Annotated in this window: 17 protein-coding genes; 7 read left to right on the plus strand and 10 right to left on the minus strand. The window is 71.4% G+C overall.

From position 1 onward, the window contains the following. Positions 1–126 precede the first annotated feature (126 nt). Positions 127–684, minus strand: a complete 558-nt coding sequence (locus tag A6A25_RS37090; protein ID WP_073898420.1) for a flavin reductase family protein — start codon at positions 682–684, stop codon at positions 127–129. 126 nt (positions 685–810) lie between these two features. Here A6A25_RS37090 and A6A25_RS46065 point away from each other — a divergent pair, with 126 nt between their 5' ends. Then, positions 811–1,137 carry a DUF5988 family protein gene (locus tag A6A25_RS46065; protein WP_241829116.1) on the plus strand — a complete coding sequence of 109 codons (327 nt, stop codon included), beginning with the start codon at positions 811–813 and terminating at the stop codon, positions 1,135–1,137. Positions 1,138–1,230: 93 nt separating this feature from the next. Here the strand turns inward: A6A25_RS46065 and A6A25_RS37100 are convergent, their stop codons facing one another. From A6A25_RS37100 to A6A25_RS37110, 3 genes are all read right to left on the minus strand, one after another. After that, on the minus strand, positions 1,231–1,881 hold the full coding sequence (locus tag A6A25_RS37100; RefSeq protein ID WP_073898424.1) for a hypothetical protein: 651 nt from the start codon (positions 1,879–1,881) through the stop codon (positions 1,231–1,233). Next, complete coding sequence (locus tag A6A25_RS37105; RefSeq protein ID WP_083668969.1) at positions 1,881–2,453, minus strand: RNA polymerase sigma factor; 573 nt, start codon at positions 2,451–2,453, stop codon at positions 1,881–1,883. Before A6A25_RS37105 ends, A6A25_RS37100 begins: the two co-directional genes overlap by 1 nt. Before the next feature lie 76 nt (positions 2,454–2,529). Then, the gene (locus tag A6A25_RS37110) at positions 2,530–4,134 is read right to left on the minus strand and encodes an FAD-dependent oxidoreductase (protein WP_198932992.1); all 1,605 of its coding nucleotides are present in this window, start codon (positions 4,132–4,134) and stop codon (positions 2,530–2,532) included. Between the two features lie 98 nt (positions 4,135–4,232). Here A6A25_RS37110 and A6A25_RS37115 point away from each other — a divergent pair, with 98 nt between their 5' ends. The 3 genes from A6A25_RS37115 to A6A25_RS37125 are packed head-to-tail and all read left to right on the plus strand — an operon-like array spanning position 4,233 to position 8,826. Continuing rightward, positions 4,233–5,138 (plus strand): glycosyltransferase, encoded by a 906-nt coding sequence (locus tag A6A25_RS37115; protein ID WP_073898426.1) that lies wholly within the window; start codon positions 4,233–4,235, stop codon positions 5,136–5,138. Continuing rightward, positions 5,135–7,045 (plus strand): ABC transporter ATP-binding protein, encoded by a 1,911-nt coding sequence (locus A6A25_RS37120; protein WP_073898428.1) that lies wholly within the window; start codon positions 5,135–5,137, stop codon positions 7,043–7,045. The genes A6A25_RS37115 and A6A25_RS37120 overlap by 4 nt, the downstream gene beginning before the upstream one ends. Further along, positions 7,042–8,826 carry an ABC transporter ATP-binding protein gene (locus tag A6A25_RS37125; protein WP_073898430.1) on the plus strand — a complete coding sequence of 595 codons (1,785 nt, stop codon included), beginning with the start codon at positions 7,042–7,044 and terminating at the stop codon, positions 8,824–8,826. Before A6A25_RS37120 ends, A6A25_RS37125 begins: the two co-directional genes overlap by 4 nt. Positions 8,827–9,174: 348 nt before the next feature. Here A6A25_RS37125 and A6A25_RS37130 read toward each other — a convergent pair whose 3' ends face one another. Together A6A25_RS37130 and A6A25_RS37135 are read right to left on the minus strand one after the other, a co-directional pair. Further along, entirely contained in the window at positions 9,175–9,864 is a 690-nt protein-coding gene (locus A6A25_RS37130) for a TetR/AcrR family transcriptional regulator (protein WP_073898432.1), read from the minus strand. A 49-nt stretch (positions 9,865–9,913) separates the two neighbouring features. Beyond that, positions 9,914–11,002, minus strand: coding sequence for a PQQ-dependent sugar dehydrogenase (locus A6A25_RS37135; RefSeq protein ID WP_073898434.1), 1,089 nt, complete (start codon positions 11,000–11,002; stop codon positions 9,914–9,916). Positions 11,003–11,120: 118 nt separating this feature from the next. Between A6A25_RS37135 and A6A25_RS37140 the strand changes: the two genes are divergently transcribed. The 3 genes from A6A25_RS37140 to A6A25_RS37150 are packed head-to-tail and all read left to right on the plus strand — an operon-like array spanning position 11,121 to position 13,315. Then, the gene (locus tag A6A25_RS37140; protein WP_198932995.1) at positions 11,121–11,846 is read left to right on the plus strand and encodes an SDR family oxidoreductase; all 726 of its coding nucleotides are present in this window, start codon (positions 11,121–11,123) and stop codon (positions 11,844–11,846) included. Positions 11,847–11,878: 32 nt separating this feature from the next. Further along, positions 11,879–12,769: an SDR family NAD(P)-dependent oxidoreductase gene (locus A6A25_RS37145; protein WP_073898438.1), complete on the plus strand. Its 891-nt coding sequence runs from the start codon at positions 11,879–11,881 to the stop codon at positions 12,767–12,769. A 30-nt stretch (positions 12,770–12,799) separates the two neighbouring features. Continuing rightward, positions 12,800–13,315 (plus strand): DUF1097 domain-containing protein, encoded by a 516-nt coding sequence (locus tag A6A25_RS37150; RefSeq protein WP_198932993.1) that lies wholly within the window; start codon positions 12,800–12,802, stop codon positions 13,313–13,315. Here the strand turns inward: A6A25_RS37150 and A6A25_RS37155 are convergent. The 4 genes from A6A25_RS37155 to A6A25_RS37170 are packed head-to-tail and all read right to left on the minus strand — an operon-like array spanning position 13,293 to position 20,481. After that, entirely contained in the window at positions 13,293–15,683 is a 2,391-nt protein-coding gene (locus A6A25_RS37155) for a type IV secretory system conjugative DNA transfer family protein (protein WP_143193665.1), read from the minus strand. The genes A6A25_RS37150 and A6A25_RS37155 overlap by 23 nt on opposite strands. Positions 15,684–15,688: 5 nt before the next feature. Next, a complete protein-coding gene (locus tag A6A25_RS37160; RefSeq protein WP_083668970.1) occupies positions 15,689–17,308 on the minus strand; it encodes a hypothetical protein in 1,620 nt (539 codons plus the stop codon). A 17-nt stretch (positions 17,309–17,325) separates the two neighbouring features. Beyond that, a complete protein-coding gene (locus A6A25_RS37165; protein WP_073898442.1) occupies positions 17,326–18,846 on the minus strand; it encodes an SCO6880 family protein in 1,521 nt (506 codons plus the stop codon). A gap of 33 nt (positions 18,847–18,879) precedes the next feature. Continuing rightward, positions 18,880–20,481 (minus strand): hypothetical protein, encoded by a 1,602-nt coding sequence (locus A6A25_RS37170; RefSeq protein WP_073898444.1) that lies wholly within the window; start codon positions 20,479–20,481, stop codon positions 18,880–18,882. Between the last annotated feature and the right edge of the window lie 47 nt (positions 20,482–20,528).

A 20,528-nucleotide genomic window follows, 5' to 3' on the forward strand; every position in this document is an offset into this window, starting at 1 on the left:
CCTCGGGCCGCCCGGCCGCGATCCGCGACCGCAACCGGCCGTGCTCCTCACGCAACCCCGCCATCGACCGCCCGGCCGGTTCCTCCGGTTCGATCCGGACGGACGCGAAGTCCAGTTCCGACGTGCTCATCCGGTGACCACCCGGTGGAAACGGCCCCGGTAGAACAGCAGCGCGCCGTCGTCGTCACCGGGCTCGCAGGACAGCACGCGGCCCACGAACAGCGAGTGGTCGCCCGCCACGTGCGCCTCCACCACCTCGCACTCCAGCCACGCCAGCGCGCCGATCAGCAGGGGAGCGCCGGTGTGCGGGCCGGGGGAGGAGTCCACGACGTCGAACTGCGCCTCGCCCAGCGGCCGGGCCCGGTCGGCGAAGTAGCGGACCACCGACTCCTGCTCGGCGCCCATGACCGACACCCCGAACCGGCCCGCGGCGCTGAGCGCGCCGTGCATGACCGCGGTGTGCGCGATGCAGCACTGCACCAGCGGAGGGTCGAGCGAGACCGAGCCGAACGTGTTGGCGGTCATGCCGTGGATGTGCTCGCCACCCACCGTGATGACCACGACCCCGGTGGCGAACCGGCCCATGATCGAGCGCAGGTCCGAGGGCGCCACCTGGCCCGGCGGTGCTTTGGCCGGGTCTGCCCGGTCGATCCCCTGGTGGATGACGTGCACCTTCTCGGACATCTCCTGCGATCCCCTCGTCTGGCGTGGTCGGCACGGCGCGCCGACCACGATCCACAAAGGACGTGGTTTCGGTCGGGATGACCCGAATGTAGTCGGCGCTGTCCGCCATCCCCCCACCCTCGGGTAATGCTGTTCTCACGCCCTCAGGGTGAGCGCACGATTACCGGCCGTGACCTGGCCGTCCGCCAGAGTGGTCCGGGAAGCCTGGACGTTGTCCAGGAGGTTGATCTCGGGGGAGAACCCGTGAACAAGATCAAAGTCGTGTTGGTCGGTGGTCCCGAGCAACTGCGCGAGGACGACCGGATCCGTTACGTCACCGATCTCGCCGACAAGGTCAAGGTACCGGCCGGCAACGGCTACGAGCACTTCCGCGCGAATGGTGAATCGCGCACCGTCGACGACCTGGAACTGCCGGTGTTCGCGTGGTGCGGCCGGACGAAGATCGCCGAATAGCAGGCCTGGGGCGCGCGTACTCTCCCCAGCACCCCGGAACGCCCTGGGGCGCGACGAAGCGCTTCCCAGGGCGTTCGGGACAGGGTCAGCTGCTCACCTGCCACCCTCCTGAACGGTGCTCCCGGTGGCTGCCGAGGGTTCCGCCGGTCGGACCTCCTGACCCTGCCGCGGATCCGCCGGGTCGCGCACGAGCGGGGCCGGCACGCTCACGCACTCCGGCGCGGGACCCTTGATCAGCGCGGCGGCCAGGGAGACGCTGGTCGACGACTGCGTCGCCGCCAGCAACAGCGTGTCACCCCCGGGGATGGCGTCGGCGTCGAACGTCATCGAGCCACCACCCTCCCCGACCGAATCCATCGTCGCGGACCCCACTGTGCCCTCGCTCCCGGTGTCGGTCGGCAGGTCGGCCAGGTCGACGCACCCGTCCCGCATCGGGACCGCGACCGCGCGCACACCCAGCCGGCGCAGTTCCTCGTTCGCGCCGGTCACGCCGGTGATGTCGCTGATCGACACCGTCACCACGCCGTCGGGCCCCTTGGTGACCGCGTAGGCCGCGGGGCCACCGCCGGTGAGCACCGTGCCGGTCAGCGCGATCACGCCCGCCACGCCCAGCGCCGTGCCGCCGATGCCCACCACCCGGCCGACGCCGCGCCGTCCGCTCGCCGGGCGTTCCGGCACGGTGTCCAGCGCGGACCCGTGGCTGCGCATCAGGTCCTCGAAGAGCTGGTCCTCGAACTTGGCCATCATCGTTCCACCCCTGTCGTCCTGAGTTTCGTGCGGGCCCGGAACAGTCGGATGCGCACCGCGCCCGCCGAGACACCCAGCGCCTCGGCGGCTTCCTTCGGGCTGAGGCCGTCGAGATCCACCAGCTCCACGACCTCGCGGTCGAGCCGGGGCAGTTCGGCCAGTCTGGCGAGCAGCGCCCCCGCCGCCTTCTCGGCGTCGATCCGGTCGACCAGGTCGTCCACCGCGTCGGCGTCGAGGGTCCGCAGTCCGGCGATGCGCCGCACGCCGTCACTGCGCTGGGCGTGCGCCTCGCAGTGCGCGGCGAACACCCGGCTCGCGATGCCGATCAACCAAACCCGGGCGCTGCCCTTGACCGGGTCGTAGGTCGCGAACGACGTGATGGCCCGGACGAACGTGTCCGCGGTCAGGTCGGCCACCGTCTGCGGTTCCGCGCTGCGCCGGGCGAAGTAGGCGGTGACCATGCCGACATGGGCCCGGTAGACCTTCTCGAACTCGGCCGCGGCACCGGTTCGCTTCCCGGGCGGTGGGTGCTGGAGTGGCTCCACGTGGTCCGCCACCGCGCTTGCCATTGTCTCGCTCACACCACATGGTTGCCGGGATCCCGCGATCCCGTTACAGGACGCGCGCCGCGGAGCGGACCGCCGGTCAGCGCCTGGTCGAGGCCGGGAGGAGGTTGACCCGGACCGCGCGCAGGATCGTGCTCGGCCTGGCCAGCCGCTGCGGGTGGGCGAGCATGGTGGTGATGCGGGCCAGCCGGTCGTTGGTGACGGCGTCGGTCATCGAGGCCTTGAACACCTGGCCGCTGAACCACCTGATCAGCCGGTAACCGCGCGGGTAGGGGCCGTCCACGTGCGGCAGCTCCAGGTCCGCGAACGTCGACACCTGCCACGCCGCGTCCACCACGACCGCGACCCGGTCGAAGTAGGCCCGCGCCGGTTCGTCCAGCCGGGGGTCCGAGCGGAGGTAGGTCGACAGGCACGACGCGTGCAGTGCGGCGGAGGTCATGCCCTGGCCGTACACGGGGTTGAACGAGGCGATCGCGTCACCGGCGACGGCCAGCCCGGCCGGCAGCCGGTCCAGCTCGTGGAAGTCCCGCCGCCTGCTGTCGGCCTGGTGGTAGGTGACCACGTCGCCGAGCATCCGGCCCCGCTCGGCGATGTCGCCGAAGACGGCCGGGAAGTCGTTGCGGCACCGGGCGATGTAGTCGGCGGCGTCCCGGCCGGGCCGGTCGTCGCCGTAGCCCGCGATGAGCATGATCCAGCGGTCGCCCTCGACCCGGAGCACGCCGCCGATCCGCGCCGGGCGCCCGTCGTCCGGGCTGACCTGCGCGATCACGCTCCACTGGTCGCTGATCGCCTCGTCGTAGGCGAACATCGCGGTGGCGTAGTTGAGCTTGATCGGCATCCGGCGCAGCGGCGGGCGCGGCCACCCGGCGGCCTCCAGCCAGTCGCTCACCCGGCTCGACCGGCCCATCGCGTCCACCACGAAGTCCGCCGTCGCGGTGACGGCCTCGGTACCGCCCTCCGGGACGTACCGGACGCCGGTCACCCGTGCGCCGTCGAACACCAGGCCGTCGGCCCGACCGGCGACGAGCCGCACGTTGTCCACCGCGAGCGTCCGGTGGCGCACCTTCGCCTCCAGGTACGGCCGGGTGGTGATCAACACCGGCCAGTCCTGCGCCACCGGCGGCGCCAGGCGCGGCTGCCCGTTGAGGTAGAACCCGTCGCGCGACCCGTCCTTGGGCGGCACGACCGCACTGCCCCCGATCGCCTCCTCGGCGAAACCCGGGAACCACCGCTCCAACTGCACCGCACCGGCCGGCAGCAACGCGTGCACCTGACTGCCCTGTGGCACACCGGCCCGCGGCCCGTCATCCACATCGGACACGTCACGCTCGACCACGAGCACCTCGTCGGCGTGGTCGCTGAGCACCCGTGCCGCCATCAACCCCGCGATGCTCCCCCCGAGCACCACCGCGCGCCGCATGACCACCCGTGATCCGGAGGGTGGCCGGGGCGAGGCGATCTGCTGGAACACCTGCGCCGACGACAACCGCACGCGGACCTCCTCGAACACCCGGGCCGACACGGCACCGTGGGCACGAATGCTCGTGCGGGCGGGGTCGGGTGTCAAGGAGCCACCCGGCACGGCCGACCGGCCGTGATCACCGACAGTGACGATCACCCGTCGCGCGACTTCGTTCGTGGTGTTGACCAACGCGAGCGAGCCTCGGCAGACTTGCGCGGTCATCGGCGGGGAACCACCAGGGAACCACCCGGTCGACTGGATCTTCGCTTGGCCTCACCGGATCCCTGACCTCGGCGGGGACCTCTGAAGGAGAGCCTCTCGTGGGTAGCCCACTGCGTTGTACGGTCATCGTGCCGACCTACAACAGGAGACGATTACTCGAACTCACGCTCGACTCGCTCGCCGAGCAGGACCTGCCCCGGGACCGGTTCGAGGTGCTGGTCGTCGACGACGGCTCCAGCGACGACACGGCGGTCGCGGTGCGGGGGTTCGAGGACCGGCTCGACCTGCGGTACTTCTACCAGCCCGACGAGGGCTTCCGGGTCGCCCGGGCGCGCAACGTCGGCATCCGGAACGCCAGGGGTGACATCTCCGTCTTCGTGGACTCCGGTGTGCTGTTGCACTCCAAGAGCCTGAGCGCGCACGTGACCGCGCACGACGCCACCGCGGAACCGTTGGCCCTCAACGGATATGTCTACTGCTTCAACCTCGACAACGAAGACGCCCGGCTCATCCGCGAGTTCGTGGACGTCGACGACGTCGACTCGACCATCGCGGCGCTGGCCCGGACGCAGTCGTGGCCGGACGTGCGCGAACCGTTCTACCAGCGGTACGCCGACGACTTCGCCCACCTCCCCGCACCGTGGCTGATGTACTGGACCTGCCACGCCTCGGCGCGGACGGAGCAGGTGCGCGCGATCGGCATGTACGACGAGGAGTTCCGGCAGTGGGGCGGGGAAGACCTCGACCTCGCCTACCGGCTGCACCGCGACGGCGCCCGGTTCGGCGTGATCCGCGAGGCCGGTTCCCTGCACTACCCGCACGAGAAGGACCAAGGCGACAACACCCGGTCGGCCCACGAGAACTACCGCTACATCGCGGAGAAGTACGGCACGCCGATCACCCGGCTGCTGACCGAGGTGCCCGCGATCCGCTTCTCGGCGTTCAACGACGTCATCGAGGAACGCGGGCTGCCCGACTGCGCCGACTACCTGACGCGGGCATGAGGCACCGCTCCTGGATCGGCACGGCGCGAGAGCAGTTCGCGGCACGACGGGACATCGTCGGCCTGCTCCCGCACGCCGGCGGTCCGCTGGTGGCCGCCATGGTCGCGGTGAACCTGCTGCTCGGCTGCCTCCCGGTGGTGTTCACCGTGGCGACGGCGATGGTGCTCGGCCGGGTGCCGGCGGCTGTTGACGGAGGGCTGGGCTCCGGTGCGTGGGACTCGTTGGTCGCGGTGTTCGGCGTCGCGGCCGGTGCGTTCGTCGCCCGGCAGCTGATCTCGCCCGGGGAACGGGCCATGGGCGAGCTGGTGACGCGCCGGATCGACGGCCGGGTGTTCGACGAGCTGATGGCCGCGTCGCTGCGCAGCACCGGCCTCGGCCCGCTGGAGGACCAGCGCGCCCTCGACGCGCTGCGCACCGCCGCACGCGAGGTGGAGTTCGGGGTGCAGAGCCCGGGCCGGGCGGCCACCGGCCTGCTCGCGCTGATCGCGCGGTACACCGAGCTGACCGGCCACGCGGTCGCGGTCGGCGTGGTGTTCTCCTGGCCCGCGTCGGCGGCGCTGGTCGTCACCGTGCTGTTGTTCCGGCACGGCCAGCGCGGCGGGCTGCGCCGGTACGCCGGGACGCGGTCCTCGCTCGCCGCCGACCAGCGTGAGATCGACTACCTGCGCGACCTGGCCGGTGGTGCCGCCGCGGGCAAGGAGATCAGGGTCTTCGGGCTGGCCGGGTGGCTGCGGCAACGCCTGCGGGACACCTACCTCCGCTTCCTGGCACCCCTCTGGGCCGAGCGTCGTGGCATCTACCTGTGGCCGTTCGTGCGGTTCTCGGTCGTGGGGCTCGCGGTCACCGGGGTGGTGTTCGCGGTGGTCGGGGCGACGGCGCGGGAGTTGACGCTGACCGGGTTCGTCCTGGTCGCGACGGCGACGCTGAGCCTGCTGCGGCTGGCCGAGCACTACCCGGAGGCGGACCTGCCGACCGCGATCGGCATGCGTGCCTACGATGCGGTGCGGCGGTTCGCCGAGCACGTCGAGCACGTCGAGCACGCGGAGCAGGTCGAGCGCGTCGAGCACGCGGAGCAGGTCGAGCACGTCGATGCCCGCGAGGAGCGCCCGGTTCCGGAGCCGGTGGCAACGCTCCGGTTCGAGCAGGTCGGCTTCCGCTACCCCGGTCAGCGTCGGATGATCTTCGACGGGCTGGACCTGACCATTCCCGTCGGCCGCTGCACGGCCCTCGTCGGCGTCAACGGCGCCGGCAAGACCACCCTGGTCAAGCTGCTGGCCAGGCTCTACGAGCCGACGGCGGGCCGGATCACGCTGGACGGCGTCGACATCCGCGCGTTCCCGGTCGAGGCATGGCGCGCCCGGCTCAGCGTGATCTTCCAGGACTTCGTGCGGTACGAGTCGTCGGTCGCGGACAACGTCGGGCTCGGTGCGGTCGGCTTCCTGGACGACCGCGAGGGCATCCGGGAGGTGGTCGACTCGGTCGGTCTCGGCGAGGCCGTCGCCCGCCTGCCCCGCGGGCTGGACACGCCGCTGGCACGTCACCTCACCGACGGCGCGGAGCTGTCCGGCGGGCAGTGGCAGCGGATCGCGCTGGCGCGGGCGTTGTTCGCGCTGCGCCACGGTTCGCGGATCGTGGTGCTGGACGAACCGACCGCGAGCCTGGACGTGCGCGCCGAGACCGGTTTCTTCGAGCAGTTCACCGGTCTCGCCGAGGGCGCCACCACCCTGCTGATCTCGCACCGGTTCTCGACCGTGCGGCACGCCGACCTCATCGTCGTCCTGGAGCACGGCCGCGTCACCGAGCAGGGCAGCCACGCGGAGCTGCTCACCCGAGACGGTCGTTACGCGGAACTGTTCCGGTTGCAGGCGGACCGGTTCGTGGACGTGGTGGAAGGGTCGGTCCGGTGAAGGTCCTGCTGACCGGCGCGTGGACCATGATCGCCACGGCGTGGCGGTTGAACCCGCGCAAGACCGCGCTGGCCGTGGTCCTGATGACGGCCGGTGCCGTGGCCGCCCCGCTGCTGGCGGCGGCGCTCGGCTGGATGACCCGCGAGGTCGTGGCGGGCTCGGTCGGGCACGCGGTGCTCGCGGGCGTGTCCGTCGCCGTGCTGGCGGTGCTGGTGCTGGCCCTCGGGCACTTCGCCCACCTGGCCTACTACGAGCTGTCCGAGCTGGCCGAACTGGACTTCGACGAGCGCGTGATCGAGGTGTCGAACGGTTCGGCGGGCATCGAGCACCACGAGCGCGCCGAGCACGCCGACACGTGGACCGTGCTGCGGCAGGAGGGCAGGCAGTTCCGGACCGGCCTGGAAGCGCTGCTCAACGGTGTCGGCCTGGTCCTCGCCGTGGTGCTCACCGCAGTGCTGCTGGCGGTGCAGAACCCGTGGCTGTTGTTGCTGCCCGTCGCCGCGGTGCCACCGCTGCTGGCCGGCCGCGTGGCCGAGCGGGTGCTGGACCGGGCCAGGACCGCGACGGCCGAGCCGACCAGGACCGCGCTCAACCTGTTCCACCTGGCCACGTCCGCCCGCTTGGCCGGTGAGCTGCGGGTGTCCGGGGTGCGGGACGAGCTGCGCGCTCGGCACCACGCGTTGTGGGACAAGGCGACGCGAGGACTGTGGCGGGCGCACCTGACCGCGACGTGGATCCGTGCGGCGGGGCAGGTCGTGTTCGCGCTGGCGTACATCGCGGGTGTGCTGCTCGTGGTGCGTGACGCGATCGCGGGCAGGCGTGGGGTCGGTGACGTCGTGCTGGTGATCGTGCTCGCCGCTCAGGTCAACCAGCAGGTCGCCACGGCTGTCACCCTCTTGCAGGACTTGCAGCGGATGGCGGGCGCGTATCGGCGGCTCACCGAGGCGGCGGCGTGGGCGATCGGCCCCGATCAGGCTCCCGCTACCCACTCGCCGCCACGGCGGCTGAACGACGGCATCTCGTTGGACGGGGTGGCGTTCACGTATCCGGGCACGGACGTCGCGGTGCTGCGGGAGGTCGACCTGCACCTGCCGGCCGGTGCCACGGTCGCGATTGTCGGGGAGAACGGTGCGGGCAAGTCGACCCTGGTCAAGTTGCTCTGCGGGTTCTACCGGCCGTCGGAGGGGCGGATCCTGGTCGACGGGGTGGACCTGTGGGGGATGCCGATCGAGGAGTGGCGCGCCCGGATAGCGGCCGGGTTCCAGGACTTCGTCCGGTACGAGTTCGCGGCACAGCAGGTGGTCGGGCTCGGTGATCTGCCGAGGGTGTCGTCCGAGCCGGCTGTCCGCGCGGCGTTGGACCGGGCTGACGCTGCCGGTGTGGTGGACGAGTTGCCCGAGGGGCTGCGCACGCGGCTCGGCAAGAGTTACGCGGACGGCGCGGAGTTGTCCGGTGGTCAGTGGCAGAAGTTGGCGCTCGGTCGGGCGATGATGCGGGAGGCGCCGCTGCTGCTCGTCTTGGACGAGCCGACGTCGGCGTTGGATCCCGAGGCGGAGCACGTGTTGTTCCAGCGGTATGCCGAGCACGCGAAGCGGGTTGCCGCTCGGACGGGTGGGATCACTGTTTTTGTGTCACACCGGTTTTCCACGGTGCGCATGGCTGATCTGATCATCGTGGTGGGGGATGGGCGGGTGGTGGAGATCGGGGACCACGGCACGCTCGTTGGGCGAGGTGGTCTGTACGCGGAGTTGTTTGCGTTGCAGGCGAGGTCGTATGAGTGAGTGAAAGATCAAGAGATGAAAGAGTCCTCGCCGGACGGGCAGATCAGCAGGATGACCTCCCGTTCGTCCCGTCTCGGTCTTGTTCCGTCGGGGATGTCCTGTTGCGTCGTGGGCCGGGTTTCGTGTCATCCCACCGACCTCAGTCCGGGCTACCACACGCGTCAAGGGGGCAGTTCCAGCCCGACGAGCCGGTCATGCCGAGAGGGCCCCCTTGACACGTGCGGTAGGGCTGCGCCAGGTCGGCGGGATGACACGAAGCCCTCCTTTTGTGAGGGGAAGTGCGTGGTGGTTGCACCCGCCCCGGGCACGGTCGGCCCCGCGCTCGTCGGCGACCCCGGACCGATCGACTCAGGTGGTGGCGATGCGGTGGAGCCATTCCGACAGCAGGGCGCGTTCGTTGTCGGTCAGGGCTGGCAACGTTGGTGCGACCGCCCGTAGGGCCACGGCCGTGCTTACCGCGTCGGTGGCGGCGGGTGGTGGGGCGTGGTCGGTGGTGATGGTGGTGATCGCGGACTCGCGGGCCATGACTGAGAGAGCCGGGTCGCGGTCCTTCGGCGGCAGTGAGATGAGGGTGAACACCATGCCGCAGCCGGCGGCGTGGATGAGGTGTGCGGCGCGGTCCTCGCTGACGCGTAGGCGGCCGGCTTCGGCGATGCGTTTGATCCGCTTCGCCAGCACGGCCGAGGCCTGTCGGGCGGCGGGTGACTCGACGCCCGGTCGGGCGTCGCCGTAGATCAGCGAGTAGAGGGCCGGGTTGTTGGTGCCGAAGTCGATGTGCAGGTCCCAACCTCGGCGCAGGTCCTCGACCGGGTCGTCGGTTTCGGCGAGTTCCGCCTTGCCCGCCAGGTAAGCCTCGAAACCGTGGCCGGCGACCGCGTCCAGCAGGCCTTGCTTGTCGCCGAAGATCCGGTAGATGGTCGGCGATTGGACGCCCGACGCGGCGCAGACCGCCCGCGTGGACAGCGCCTCCCTGCCTTCGCGGTTGAGCAGGTCGTAAGCGGCCTCGACGATTCGGTCCCGCGTCAGGTCTCGCTTCATGGTGGCAATGCTAACACTGTCGTGTTGTCGTTTTCGCTGGTCGGACGCCTCACGGCTGGGTCAACTCGATGCGCAGCACGCGGTCGTCGCCGGGGCGGTCGGCGACGCCGCCCAGGGTCGCCTGGTCGGTGTTGGACGTGGTGACCCACAAGGAACCGTCCGGTGCGGTGTGCACGGTGCGCAGGCGGCCGTACTCCTCGGTGAAGTACGCGACCGGGGTGTCGCCGTCGCCCACGGGCAGTCGCCACAGCCGTTGGCCGCGCAGGCCGGCCATCCAGACGGCGCCGCCCGCGTACGCGATGCCGGAAGGTGACGCTTCGGCCGGTGCCAGGCTGAAGGCGGGACGTTCGCCGCCCGTCCCCTCGGACCCCTCCGCCGCCGGCCAGCCGTAGTCCGCACCCGGCCGCAGGACGTTGAGCTCGTCCCACCGGTTCAGGCCCAGTTCGGCGGCGTAGGCGGTGCCGTCCGGGCCGAAGGCGATGCCCTGGACGTTGCGGTGCCCGGTGGAGTAGACGGCCGTGCCGAACGGGTTGTCCGCCGGGATCGAACCGTCGGGCCGGATGCGCAGGACCTTGCCGTTGAGCGACTGCCGGTCCGGCGCGGTGGAGGGTGTGAACGCGTCACCGGTGCCGATCCACAGGTTGCCGTCCGGGCCGAACGCCAGCCGGCCGCCGTGGTGCCGGTTCGAGGTCCCGATCCCGTCGAGAACGACCCGGTCGACGCTCAGTGAGCGCAGGTCTTCGGCGATGCGCAGGGCGACGACCCGGTTGGTCGGCGAGGTGGAGACGTAGGCGTAGACGACGCGGTCGGTGTCGAAGTCCGGTGAAGCGGCGAGCCCGAGCAGCCCGCCCTCGGCGGTGAGGTCCACGCCCGGCACGGTGCCCACCAGCTCCGGTGTGGCGCTCCCCGTCCGGACGCGGTGGACCTGTCCCGAGGCGCGCCCGGACACCAGGGCCGAGCCGTCCGGCAGGAACGTCAGCCCCCACGGCATGTCCAGGTCCACGGCCACCTCGCTCACCCGTCCGGGCACGAGCCCGGTCACGACCGCGGGTGTGTGGCCGGATGGGGTCGGTGCGGTCGTGCAGCCGGCCAGCAGGACCAGGGCCGCGCTCCAGGCCAGGGGACGTGTGCGGGTCATCCGAACCACTCTCCTTGGGTTCGCAGTGATAACTAATTTTTGTTAGCGAGTTGCATTAGCGATGCTAACACCCTAGCGTTGGCGATGACAGCAACCGAGGGGAGAAGTTGTGCACGACATCGAACGCGTGGCGATCGTGACCGGTGGGTCTCGTGGCATCGGCCGTGCCGTCGCCTGGCGCCTGGCCGCCGACGGCCTGGCGGTGGTGATCGGCTACGCCGGCAACGAGGTGGCGGCCAAGGAAGCCGTGGACGCGGTGGAGGCGGCCGGTGGCCGTGCGGTCGCGGTCCGCGCCGACGTGGCCGAGGAGGACGCCGTCGCGTCGCTGTTCGACGCCGCGGACCAGCACTACGGCGGGGTCGACGTCGTCGTCAACGCGGCCGGCGTGATGATCCTCAAGCCCGTCGTCGACCTCGACCTCGACGAGTTGGACCGCACCTACCGCACCAACATCCGGGGCACGTTCGTCGTGGCCCGTGAAGCCGCCCGCCGGGTCCGCACGGGAGGGGCGATCATCACCTTCTCCACCTCGGTGACCCGGCTGAACCTGCCCACCTACGCCGCCTACGCAAGCAGCAAGGGCGCGGTCGAGGCGCTGAGCCCGATCCTGGCCAAGGAACTGCGTGGCCGCGGCGTCACCGTCAACGCCGTCGCGCCGGGACCCACCGCGACCGACCTGTTCTTCGAGGGCAAGGACCATGCGACCGTCGACCGCATCGCGGCGCTGAGCCCGATGGAACGGCTCGGCACGCCCGACGACATCGCGAACGTCGTCAGCCTCCTCGCGGCACCAAGTGGCTGGGTCAACGGCCAGACCGTCTTCGTCAACGGCGGCGCGGCCTGACCGCCGCCCCTTCCACGGAACCGAGGCACACCATGTCCGCAGTCCTGATCACCGGTGCCGCCACCGGCATCGGCAACGTCACCGCCCGGATGCTCGCCGCCGACGGGCACACCGTCTACGCCAGCATGCGCGACCCGGAACACGCCGACGCCGAACACGCCAGCGACCTGCTCGACCACGCCCGGCACCAGGGCCTCGACGTGCGCCTCGTCGCACTCGACGTCACCTCTCAGGAATCGGCCGACGCCGCCGTGGCCACCGTCCTGGCGGACACCGACGCCATCGACGTCGTCATCCACAACGCGGGCCACCTGTACGTGGGCTACGTCGAGGCGTTCACCGCCGAGGACATCACCCACCTGCTCGACATCAACGCCGTCGGCGCGCACCGGGTCAACCGTGCCGTGCTGCCGCACCTGCGGGAACGCCGCCGCGGCACGCTGCTCTACGTCGGCAGCACGATCGGTGTCACCACGCCGCCGTTCCTCGGTCCCTACGTCGCGTCCAAGGTGGCCTTCGACGCGCTCGCGGTGACCACGGCCTACGAGACGAACCCGTTCGGCATCGAGACCAGCATCGTGATGCCCGGCGCGATCACCCAAGGCACCCGGCACTTCCCGAACGCCACCCGTGCCACCGACGCGGAGGTCACCCGGGCCTACGCGGTGCTCGACCCGCTGGTCGCCCGCAACGAAGAGGCCACCGCGAACCTGTTCGTGCCCGGTGTCGAGGCCGGTCCCGTCGGCGTCGCCGACGAGATCGCGCGCATCCTCGCCCTGCCGTTCGGCGAGAAGCCGTTGCGCAGCGTCGTCGACTTCACCGACTCGGGCGTGGACGAGGTCAACGAGGTGGCCCGCCGGGTCCGCGAGGACTTCGTGCTCCGCCTGGGCTTCGGCGACCTGCTCAAGCCCGCCCGAACCTGACCGGACCACCTCCTGGAAGGAACAAGACCCGTGGTGCAGCAGCAGACGTCCAACACTCCCAACACCTCCGACCGCGCCGGCTTCGTCATCTTCACCGTGATCGCCGGTGTGGTGGCCGCGGCCGCCGCGTTCGGCAGCGAGTCGCTGTCGCTCGAACCCTGGGCGATGTTCGTGGGCTGGGTCGCCTGGTTCACCCGCCCCCAGTCGGCGGTGCAGGGCCTGCACGCCATGGTCAGCCTGTGGCTCGGCTTCTGCCTGGCCATCGTCGGCCACTTCATCGTGCAGGCGCTGTCACCCGCCCTCGGCCACGGCGCCCTGCCGCTGGCCGTCTTCTGCCTCGCCATCGTCGCGGTCGGCCTGCGCAAGGCGCCCGTGGTGAACAACATGCTGGCCTGGTTCCTCGGGCTGATCGCCTTCTTCGCGGCAGGGCCCGAGGACGTGGTGACCGGCCTGCTCTCGCTGGTGGCCGCCAGCGCCATCGGCGCCGTCGCCGGTTACGTCTGCCAGCGCTTGCAGCGCCGGTTCACCACCGCCGCGGCACACTGAACCGGGCGGTGACGCGCTGCGGGGCCTCACGGGCTCCGCAGCGCAGCCGTGTCATCACGGCGACGTGGTGCCCCGCACGAACGCGGCGAAGTCGTCGTCGGTGCGCTGGACCGCCGACACCCGGTCGAAGTGCCTGCCGCCGCGGCAGCGCTGCCAGCCCGAGCGGTCCGGCAGGCGGTCCAGGCAGCCCCACAGCCACTGCGCGTGCCAGGCGAGCATGCCGTCGCTCGCCGTGTCCGGTCCACAGTAGACGGACTGCCAGGACGCCATCAGCGCGGTCAGCTCCTCGACCGCGACCGGGTGCCGGTACCAGCACGGCGGGACCTGCCGCTCGGAGTCCAACGAGTACCGCTGGTTGAGCCAGTCCACGAACTCCCGCAGTTCGGACCAGAGTTCGGCGGCGTCGGTGGCGTCGGCGTAGCGCCAGGCCCAGCGGTTCGGCCCGTCCCGGTCGTCCTCGCCCGCCGCGGTGCTCATCCGCTCGACGATGCCGACCAGCACTTCCACGGCCTCGCTCAACGCGTCCACGTCGGCGCGCAAACCGGCGACGTCGTCGGCCGCGGCGGGCTCCGGTGCCCCGGTCACGACGTCCTCCCGTCAGTTGTCGCGCCTGGGCCGAGGCGCGTCGGACGTGGTCCGCGTCGGGCCGGTGCATCCACGCCCGCAGGCCGACCACCACCGGCGGCAGGGTGCGGTAGAGGAGCAGCGCCTGACCGGTCGGCAGTTGGCGGATCTCCGTCGGGGTGAACACCCGCTCCCGGCGCGTGCTGCGCGACACCGTCACGCCACCGCCCTTGCCGCCGCGCGAACTGGAGTACGTTGGCACGTCCCGCTCACCGGTGAGGCGGGACAGCTGTTCGAGGTCGTCGGCCTCCGGCACACCGCCGAGCACGAGCTTCACCGTCGACGCGCCGAAGATCTGCCCGGCCTCTTCCTTGCCCCACCGCGCACGCGCCTGCGAGAACGTCTGCACGCACGCCACCGTCGTGATACCGCGCCCGCCCGAATCGGCCAGGTACGTCGGCAGGCCGGGCAGCGGGCAGCCGGTCGCGGCCTCGTCCAGCACGACCCGCAGCGGTGGGTCCAGCCGCCCCGACGACGTCGCCTGGCTGAGCCGCTTGCCGGTTTGCACGATGTCGTCCACCAGGGCCGTGCACAGCGGGGCGGTCGACCCGCTGACGTCACCGGAGTTGATCACGAAGATCGTGCCGCCCGCCCGGATGAACCCCTCGACGTCGAACTCCTGACCGGGGGGCGGGGAGCACATCCGGAGCACGTGCGGGTTCGCCAGCGACTTCAGCACCACGGCCAGCGTCATCTTCAGGCTGGAGGTGGTCTCGATCGCCGCGCCCTGGGTGTAGGTCCGCAGGTCCTCCGCCCACTCGGTGACGGCGTCGCGGTGGCCGCGCAGGATGTCCAACGGCTCCAGGTCACCGAAGTCCGACGCCCAGCGCACGACGTCGCGCATGGTCCGGCCCTCCAGCGCGGCCGCGTGCAGCAGGCAGCGCAGGACGGTGCCCGCGGCCTCGGTGAAGAAACCTGTGTTGCCCGAACCGCTGGTACCGCCGCTCATCGGTTTCGCGGCGACGATGGCGTCGGCCCGCCGGATGGCGGTGGCCGGGTCGCCGCACCCGGTCACCGGTGACCAGCGCAGCCGGTCCGGCCAGCCGGAGATGTCCTCGGGGTCGAACACCAGCACCGCACCGCGCTCCCGCCGCGGCATCCCGCCCACCAAGAGCAGGTCGGCCTTGGTGCTCGACGCGACCAAGGCACCCGGTGCGTCCAGCACGAGGGGCACGCACACGGACACCGTCTTGCCCGACCGGGGCGGTCCGACCACGAAGAACGAGTCCTCGTGGCTCGCCCAGAGCTCGGTGCCCCCGGCCAGGTCCCGGCCGAGGTGGACGGCGGCCGTCCGGAGGTCGAGCTTCTTCACGCCCGCCAGCGACGGCCGGTCCCTGGCCGCGCGCTCGCGGACCGCTTCGACGCCGAGCACCCGCTTCAGCCGTCCGACGTCCGCGGTTCCCTCGCGCCGACCGCCACGACCCACCCGCGACCAGATCCACATCCCGATCACGCCGACGATGAGCACGCCGATCCCGAACAGCAGCCAGACCAGCCACGCCGCCGGCAGCACACCCGCCGCGACCGGGTACGCCGCGACGGGGTTGGCCGGGTTGGTGGTGAACGCCCGCAGCGTGTCGCCGAACCGGATGTCCGGTACGTGCCCGGTCAGCTTCCCGGCGACCAGCACGCCGCCGTGGTACGCCCCGATCGGGATCGCGGCGACGACCGCGAGCGTGATCACCACCCCCTCCACGGCACCGGTGGACGAGGAGGACAGGCCCTTCGGCTTCGGTTCCCGCACCGACCTCACCCCTCCCGCTCACGGGCCGCCGCACCGGTCATGCCGGCGTCGGTGTTGGTCAGCCGCGTCTCGATGTCCGACCGCAGGTGCCGCACCATCAACGTCGGACGCGCGCCCACCTTCAGCAGGCACACGCCCTTGGGCAACTGCCGGATGGCCTGCCGCACGCTGGACGGGAAGCCGAACAGGCGCAGGCACTCGTCGGCGTCGTCCTGCCGGGCCTGGCCGTAGACGAACACGGTCTCGGCTTCCTTGAGCATGGCGATCGCCGGTGAGTCCGGCGGGATGTCGGACACGTGGTGGAGCGCGACGCCGTTGGACAGGCCGAGGCCGCGAGCCATCTTCCAGTTGCGCTGGAACACCTTGGCGGTCGGTCCGGCCACGAGGTGCCACCCCTCCTCGACCAGGAAGTGGGTCCGGGTGTGCGACGGGTCGTTGGCGAGGAGGTTGGACAGCCAGGTGTTGATCACCGTCATGATCACCGGCAGCGCGGGCCCCTCCTCGGGCAGCCGGGACACGTCGAACACGGTCAGGCCCGAGTCGAGCCGGACGTTGGCCGTCGTGGGTCCGTCGATCAGGCCGCGCAGGTCGTCCTCGATCAGCCGGTCGAGCTCGTAGGCCGAGTCACGGCCCCATTCCCGGAGCTGGTCGGCGGTCGTCACGGCGTGCCGCGCGCTGACGTCGTCCGGGTGCAGCAACGCGTGGTGCACGTCCCGCAGGGTCGCCTCGCGCCCCTGCTCCCGACCCGCGCGCAACGCGGAGCGGTGTGCCTCGCGCAGGGCCTTGCCCTCGCGTGGCGTCAAGGAGCGGTCGAGCGCCCGGTGGAGCACGGCGCGCAGCAGCATCGACTGGCCCGCCGGCCGCTGGTCGTGCGGGTCGCGGTCGGGCGGTCCGCCGTCCGCGTCGTCGAGCGGGTCGTCGACCTGCGCCGAGATCCGCGGGTCGAGCGGGTTGACGCACGACAGCCCGCCACCGATGGCGAACGAGATCGGCTCGTGCCCGAAGAACCGGGCCAGCATCGTGTTCTCACCGGACATCGTGCCGTCGGGCCACCGCTGCAACTTCTTGTCGATGACGACGGCGCGCCGCCCGGCCAGGATGAGCGGCCGCAGCACCGCCCACGTCTTGAGCAGCGAGCTCTTGCCCTTGCCCACGTCGCCGAGGACCACGAAGTTCGGGCTGGTGATGAGACCGTCCTCGTAGGCCTGGAACACGTCGTGCAGCACCATCTGCCCGCTGGCCACGTCCTGGCCGACGAACAGCCCGCGCGGGCTGGACGGTGAGCCCACCATCGCGATGTTGAGCGCCTCGGCCTGCCGGGTGGTGCTCTTGATCCCCTCGTACCGCGGGTCGTAGCAGCCGAGCCGGTCCAGCGCCTTGCGGCGGTTGAGCGGCGCGGCTTCGGGCCTTCCCTTGGCACGGCGGGACGTCCGCCGACCGTTCCCGACCGGTACGAGGGCACCGTTGCCCTGCTCACCGGTCCGCAGCGCCGGCAGGTTCGGTGCCGGTGGGCGCGGCATCGGCTCCGGTGCGCCCGCGTGCCGTGGGTCGGGCGTGAACTCCGTGTCCGGCAACGGTTCCCGCGTGTGCGTGTCGTAGTGCCGCCTGCTGCTCTTGCGCGCCATGATCGGTTCCTCTCGGTCTAGTCCAAGCCGCGCCACAGCGGCCACACCGTGGGCTGGGCCAGGTCGTGGGCCCGGTCCAGCCAGGCCAGGTCGACGAGCCCCGCGTCACCCGCGCGGTCCAGGACGACGTCGCTCGCCCGCCGGATCGCCGACTCGGGCGCGGTGATCGACAGGTACATGCCCCACCGGACACCGGAGTGGCCGGTACCCGCCCGCAGGTCGTACAGGCGTTGTTGCGACGCCGTCAGCGCGCCTTCCGCCCCGAGGTCGGTGACCCGGCCCGCGTCGGCCAGCAGCCTGCCGCGGTCCTCGGCCACGTCCTGCCGCGCCTGCTTGCGCGCGACCCGGGCCGGTTCGAGCTGGATCATCATGCTGACGGTGCGGATCACGGACGGCTGGACGCCGATCAGCAGCGGGGACAACCACCGCATGTGCACGGGTTCGAGGCTGACCCCGTGCGCGGGCACCCGGGCGATCCTGGTGGCCCACTTGTCGTTGGTGACCACGTACTTGCGCTCGGCGCGCGAGCGCTGCCAGCAGTTCTCCCAGCTGACGCCGTCCACGTCGTCGATGTAGTGGTCGGGGTCCTGAAGGCTGCGCAGCAGCGCGGCCAACCGCTGGGGACCGAGCAGGCGGACGGGCCGCAGGCCGCAGTTGGCCGCCAGTGCCGCCAGCCGGGTCATCTCGTGGTGCACCATGGCGCACCGGACTTCGCCGGAGCCCGGGTCGCCGAACTCCCGGGCCGTCTCGGCGAACCCCGCGTCCAGCGGGATCCTGGCCACGACGTAGTTGCGGTACTGCTCGACCGAACGCCGGGCCAGCCCCAGCAGCTCGCCGTAGGACTCGACCAGCCGCGCGGGCGCCGTGGGGGAGCGGTTGCCGAAGACGAACCGCTCGTGCTCGGCCGAGTCGAGGGGGACGACCCTGGTCACCACCTGGATGCCGCGGATCAGCGACGTGGGGCCACCGCACGCGACCAGCAGCCTGCCGAAGCGCTCGGCCGCCGCGTCGACGTCCTCCTGCTCGTACAGACCCGAGGGTTGGCCGTCGACTTCGAGCACCGCGGAGAGGTAGGCCGGGCGGCCGGGGTTGGTGTGCGCGAGCACGGACACCTCGCCGCCCGCCGGCGCTTCGTAGACCAGCTCCCGGACCCTGCCCACGCCGTCGGGGACGGACCGGACCGGCACCGGTTTTCGCGCCCGCTCGGCCTTCACCCCGCGCCGGATCGGTCGCACCCGGTCGGTGCCGGGTGGTGGGGCGAATTCGGTCAGCCTCTTGCGGGAACGGCGCCACCACCGCACGTTCAGCGCGATGGTCGACACGACCGAGTTGCCCGAGAGCAGCTTCGACGTCAGCGCGAACCCGGTCGCGGCGAAGACCGCGGCCAGGACCAAGCCGACCGTGCCGCCGGTGGTGTACCAGGAGAGGACGGCGATTGCGCCGAACCCGTACCTGATCCGGTTGTCGCCCTTCGAGCGACCACCGCCGAGCAGTCCCCGGGAGTGAGCCTCGCCGCCCAGGACAGCGGTGCGGGCCATGGCGTGCCACCTTTCGTGCGTCGTGTTCGGGCGCTATTTGCTGCCGGCGATGTCCGCGCCGACCTTGGCGATCACGTTGGCGATGGTCAGCGCCTTGGCCTTGCGGCTGCCCACCTTCTCGGGCGGCTGGAAGTGGATCGCCCACGCGGCCCGGTTGCGCTCCGCCGCGCTGAACGGGTCGGGCGCGCCGCCGTGCCCGTGGTCCACTGCGGCGGGTGGTTCCGGGACAGGCTCCGCGCCGATCGGTGGGAACGGCGGGCTGTCGCTGGTGTCGGCGTCACCGGGACCACTGCCCGAGCTGCCGTTGGTGCTGCCGGCGGAACCACTGCCCGAGCTGCCGTTGGTGCCGGCGGCGGGACTGCCATTCGGGGCACCAGGACTGCTGGAGGCGCTGCGACCGGCTCCGGCAGTGCTACCGCCACTGCCAACGCCGAAGTTGTTCGCGGAACCGCCGCTCGACAACGCCGGGGTGTTCCTGGCCGGCGGACCGGACGTGCCCGGTTCGGCGGCCACCCGGGAAGCGGTCGACTGGGCGGCGTCCTGCACCTTGTCGGCGACCTGCTTGGCCTGGTGGATGCCCTCTCCCGCGGGCCCGGCGATCGCGGTGAGCAGGGCGCGTTGGGCCTGTTCCTTCGCGGCGCTCTTCGCTTCCGAGCCTGCCTTCTGCTCCGCCGACCCGGCCGCCTGCTCGATCTGCCCGCTGCCGAACCGCTGGAGTGCGTGCCCCTGCTCGGCACCGGTGTTCTCGCCGCCCTCGCCGGGCAGGATCGGCGCGTGCTTCATGAGAGTGAGCGGTGCGAACGTGACCAGGCACAGCCCCACCACGATGGCCAGGATGTTGATCAGCCAGTTGCCGTCCAACCGCGCCTCGCCCAGCAGCCCCGTCATGAGGGAGAGCAGGAAGAACATCAGCGGTTTGGCGAACACCAGGCCGAGCCACAGCGACGGCAGCTTGAGCGCCTTGGGCCGCGTGCCGGGGTCGATCAGCAGCATGAACCCGATGGCCATGACGGACCCGGTGATGTAGAGCGCGAACGTCTGGACCAGCACCATGACGAGCACGCTGCAGGCCGCGATCAGCAGCGCCAAGGCGAGCAGGACCATCAGCAGGTTCCAGCCGATCGACCAGAACTCGAGCTCGCCGGTCTCCGGCATCAGAGCGCCGAGGTCGATGTCGCCGACGACGGCCTCGGTCAGCTCGTTGGACGCGGTGGAGAGCAGCCCGCCGACGGCCGGTCCGAGCCCGCACAGGACGACGCCGGTCGGCAGGTAGTGGAACAGGGACTTCTTGGCCTCCTCCATGTTCCCGGGATCGCGCGCCGTGCGCAGGAACGTCCAGATGAGCATGACGACCATGACGGCGACCGCGATGCCGAACGCCTTCGCGTAGTGCGCCACGAAGGCCGCGTTGGTGGGGTCGAACCCGAGGCCGCCGCTGCCGAACCCGCCGCCGGCACCGGCGAGACCGGCGATCTGGTCCAGGAGGTAGTCCGCGGCTTCCACCATCGCCTTGGCCGTGCCCCGGATGAGGCAGCCCGCCGGGTCGATCACGCAGACCGGGTAGACCAACGGGTCGGCGGCGGGGTGGCCTGGCCCGTGGTGGCCGAGAGCCACCACGGCGCAGGGGGCGGCCACTAGGCGGCGTCTCCTAATTGTGGGAAGCGGTGCGGCAGATCATGATC

It is taken from the genome of Saccharothrix sp. CB00851, assembly GCF_001905065.1.
GTDB lineage: Bacteria > Actinomycetota > Actinomycetes > Mycobacteriales > Pseudonocardiaceae > Actinosynnema.